The following is a 3,366-nucleotide window of genomic DNA, read 5'->3' as shown; positions in this document are numbered from 1 at the left end:
GAACGTGGAAGCGCAGTTGCTGTCGCAGCCGGAAGTCAGGGAGGCGGTGGTGGTGGCGCGCGACGGGCCGGGCGGAGCACGGCTGGTGGGTTATGTGTCGATGCAGGCGGGCCGGATCGTCGAGGCCGACGCGCTGAGGGAACGTTTAGGCCGGCAGTTGCCGGACTACATGGTGCCCAGCGCGATCGTGGTGCTGGAGGGCTTGCCGCTCAACGCCAATGGCAAGGTGGACCGCAAGGCGCTGCCGCAGCCCGGTTTCGAAAGTACGCGAGAGTACGAGGCGCCGCTGGGCGAGGTGGAAGAAGCGCTGGCGGCGATCTGGGCGGAAGTCCTGGGCGTCGAGCGCGTGGGCCGCCACGACAACTTCTTCGAGTTGGGGGGGCATTCGTTGCTAGCACTGCAAGTGGTCGCTCGAGTTCAGTCTCGGATGCAGAAGGACATGGCCATTCGAGATTTCTTTGCTAACCCCAGCTTGCTGGAGATGAGCGTCTTAGTCGGAGCCGGGAGGCTCATAACGGCGAGCAGTCAGTCGCTATCGGAAATTGATTCGTTCATTGACGACCTGGAAACCGCGTAATGGATAGTTTGGCGAGTCATCGTATCGCAGAGCGTTTCGCCCGACTTGGGCTTGATCAGCGTAAGGCGATCTATCGAAAGATCAGGTCGGAGGGTTTGGACGTTGGACACTTCCCGATTGTCACCCGAAATAGCTTGGATCATTCCCGCTGCCCGTCTTCCTATGCTCAGACGCGCCAGTGGTTTCTCTGGCAGCTGGATCCACTAGGCACGGCGTATCACATCAGTGGCGCGCTGAAGCTCAGGGGCTGCTTGGACATGCAAGCGCTCAAGGCAAGCTTTGACGCATTGGTTGAGAGGCACGAATCGTTGCGCACGGTTTTTCGGGCGAGGGAGGACGGACGGGTCGAGCAGGTAGTCCAGGCGGATGGCCACGTGCGGATAGAAGAGCTTGATCTGAGCGCGTTGGCTGCCGAGGAGCGCGGGAGTAAGTTGAGAGACGGCGCGGCCGGTCTACACCAGACCCCGTTTGATCTGAGGACGGGGCCGTTGTTGCGAGTGGGCTTGATCAAGGAAGCGACGGACGAACATGTATTGGTGGTGGTAATGCATCACATCGTCTCGGATGGATGGTCGATGCAGATCATTGTCGACGAGTTCGTGGCGCAGTATTGCTCTCAGGTGCTAGGTCAGGATTCAAGACAGGCGACCTTGCCGATTCAGTACGCAGACTACGCGGTCTGGCAACGAAACTGGCTGGAGGCTGGCGAGAATGATCGGCAGTTGGCGTATTGGAAGGCGCAGCTGGGCGACGCGAATCCGGTGTTGCAATTGCCCACTGATCATCCCCGCCGGACAGACGGAGTCTATGGCGCGGGGCGCCATCGCGTCGTGCTGACAAGCGAACTGACGCATGGGCTGCGTAGACGGGCGCAGGCTGAAGGAGCGACGTTGTTCATGGCGCTGCTGGCGGGGGTTCAAATAATGCTCTATCGCTACAGCGGCCAGGAGGATATTCGGGTTGGGGTGCCTATTGCAAATCGCCATCGGGAAGAGACCGAAGGCGTGGTGGGCCTTTTTGTCAATACGCAGATTTTGCGCAATTTGATTCACGGACGTCAGAGCCTGGGAGATGTGCTCAAACAGGCCAAGGAGGCGGCGCTCGGGGCGCAGACCCACCAGGACCTTCCCTTCGAACAACTGGTCGAAGCGTTGCAACCGCAGCGCAATCCGGGCATCAATCCGTTGTTTCAGGTGCTGGTCAATCATCAGCGCACGGGCCCTCGGACGCTGCAACAATTGCCGGGGGTTACGTTGGAGGAGTATGCCCTGGGCGAACAAGGCGCACAGTTCGAGTTGACTGTGGATTTGGACGAAGATGCCGAAGGTCTGGTGCGGGTGAGTTTTAGCTACGCGAAGGAGTTGTTCGAGGCGTCAACGATAGGGCGTATGGCACAGCATTACGTGGCGGTGTTGCAGGCTCTGGCGCAGCGGCCCGAACAAGCGGTGGGTGATGTGGAGTTGTTGGCGGAAGCGGAGCAGCAACAGATTCGGGCCTGGGGGGTGAACGAGTGTCGTTACCCTGAGACGGAATTGGTGCATCGGCTGATCGAGCAGCGGGTGCAGGAGCATCCGGCGGCGGCGGCCCTGGTGTTCGGCGACGAGTCGCTCAGTTATGTGGAGCTCAATGCGCGGGCTAACCGCCTGGCGCATCGTCTGATCAAAGTGGGGGTAGGGCTGGAGGTGAAGGTTGGAATCGCGGTGGAGCGTTCCATCGAGATGGTGGTGGGACTGCTGGCGATCCTGAAGGCGGGCGGTGCCTATGTGCCGCTAGATCCAGAGTACCCGACGGAGCGGCTGGCCTACATGGTGGACGACAGTGGAATCAGGCTGCTGCTGACGCAGCGTGCGGTAAGGGATCTGTTGCCGGCGTTTGAGGGGTTGGAAATTCTGGATCTGGACGGGCTGGACGTGGGAGACGAGCCCGCACATGATCCGCGGATCGATGTGCATGGAGAGAACCTCGCGTATGTGATCTATACGTCGGGATCCACGGGACGTCCAAAAGGCGCCGCGAACCGGCACGGCTCACTCCTGAACCGGTTGCACTGGATGCAGCAGGCGTATGGGTTGTCTGCATCGGACACGGTCTTGCAGAAGACACCCTTCAGCTTTGATGTGTCGGTGTGGGAGTTCTTCTGGCCGCTGATGACGGGCGCGCGGCTGGTGGTCGCCAAGCCAGGCGATCATCGCGATCCGGCGCGCCTGGTCGAACTGATCCTCCAGCACAACGTCAGCACGCTGCACTTCGTGCCGTCGATGCTGCAAGCGTTCCTGGCGCATGAAGGCATTGAGGCCTGCGCCAGCCTTACACGCATTATTTGCAGCGGCGAGGCGCTACCAGTTGAAGCGCAGAATGGCGTATTCAAGCGTTTGCCGCAAGCTGCGCTTTATAACCTCTATGGTCCGACCGAAGCTGCCATTGATGTCACTCACTGGGCTTGCCGCGATGACGGACGCGGCCACGTGCCTATCGGGCAGCCGATCAGCGGCATCCAGACCTATGTGCTTGACGACGGCTTGGGCCTAGCCCCGGCTGGCGTGACGGCCGAGTTGTACTTGGGCGGAGTCGGCTTGGCTCGAGGCTATCTGGGCAGCAGCGGGTTGAGTGCTGAACGCTTCGTGGCGGACCCGTTCGGCGAGGCTGGCGGCCGGCTTTACCGCACTGGCGATCTGGTGCGCTGGAACGCCGAGGGCCAGCTGGAGTACCTGGGACGGATCGATCATCAAGTCAAGATCCGGGGATTGCGCATCGAACTGGGCGAAGTGGAAGCGCAGTTGCTGTCGCAG

At 60.8% G+C, this 3,366-nt stretch carries 2 protein-coding genes; both read left to right on the top strand.

The window, feature by feature from the left end; genetic code table 11:
- Positions 1–577 (top strand): phosphopantetheine-binding protein (locus tag DXK93_RS29605; RefSeq protein WP_233564638.1); only part of this gene is annotated, 577 nt, incomplete at its 5' end.
- On the top strand, positions 577–3,366 hold a 2,790-nt coding region (locus tag DXK93_RS29600; protein WP_119451991.1), incomplete at its 3' end, for an amino acid adenylation domain-containing protein. The genes DXK93_RS29605 and DXK93_RS29600, both read left to right, overlap by 1 nt.

The organism is Achromobacter sp. K91 (assembly GCF_003576205.1).
Classification (GTDB): Bacteria; Pseudomonadota; Gammaproteobacteria; order Burkholderiales; family Burkholderiaceae_B; genus Achromobacter; species Achromobacter aegrifaciens.
This window is presented reverse-complemented; position numbering and strand designations above follow the sequence as displayed.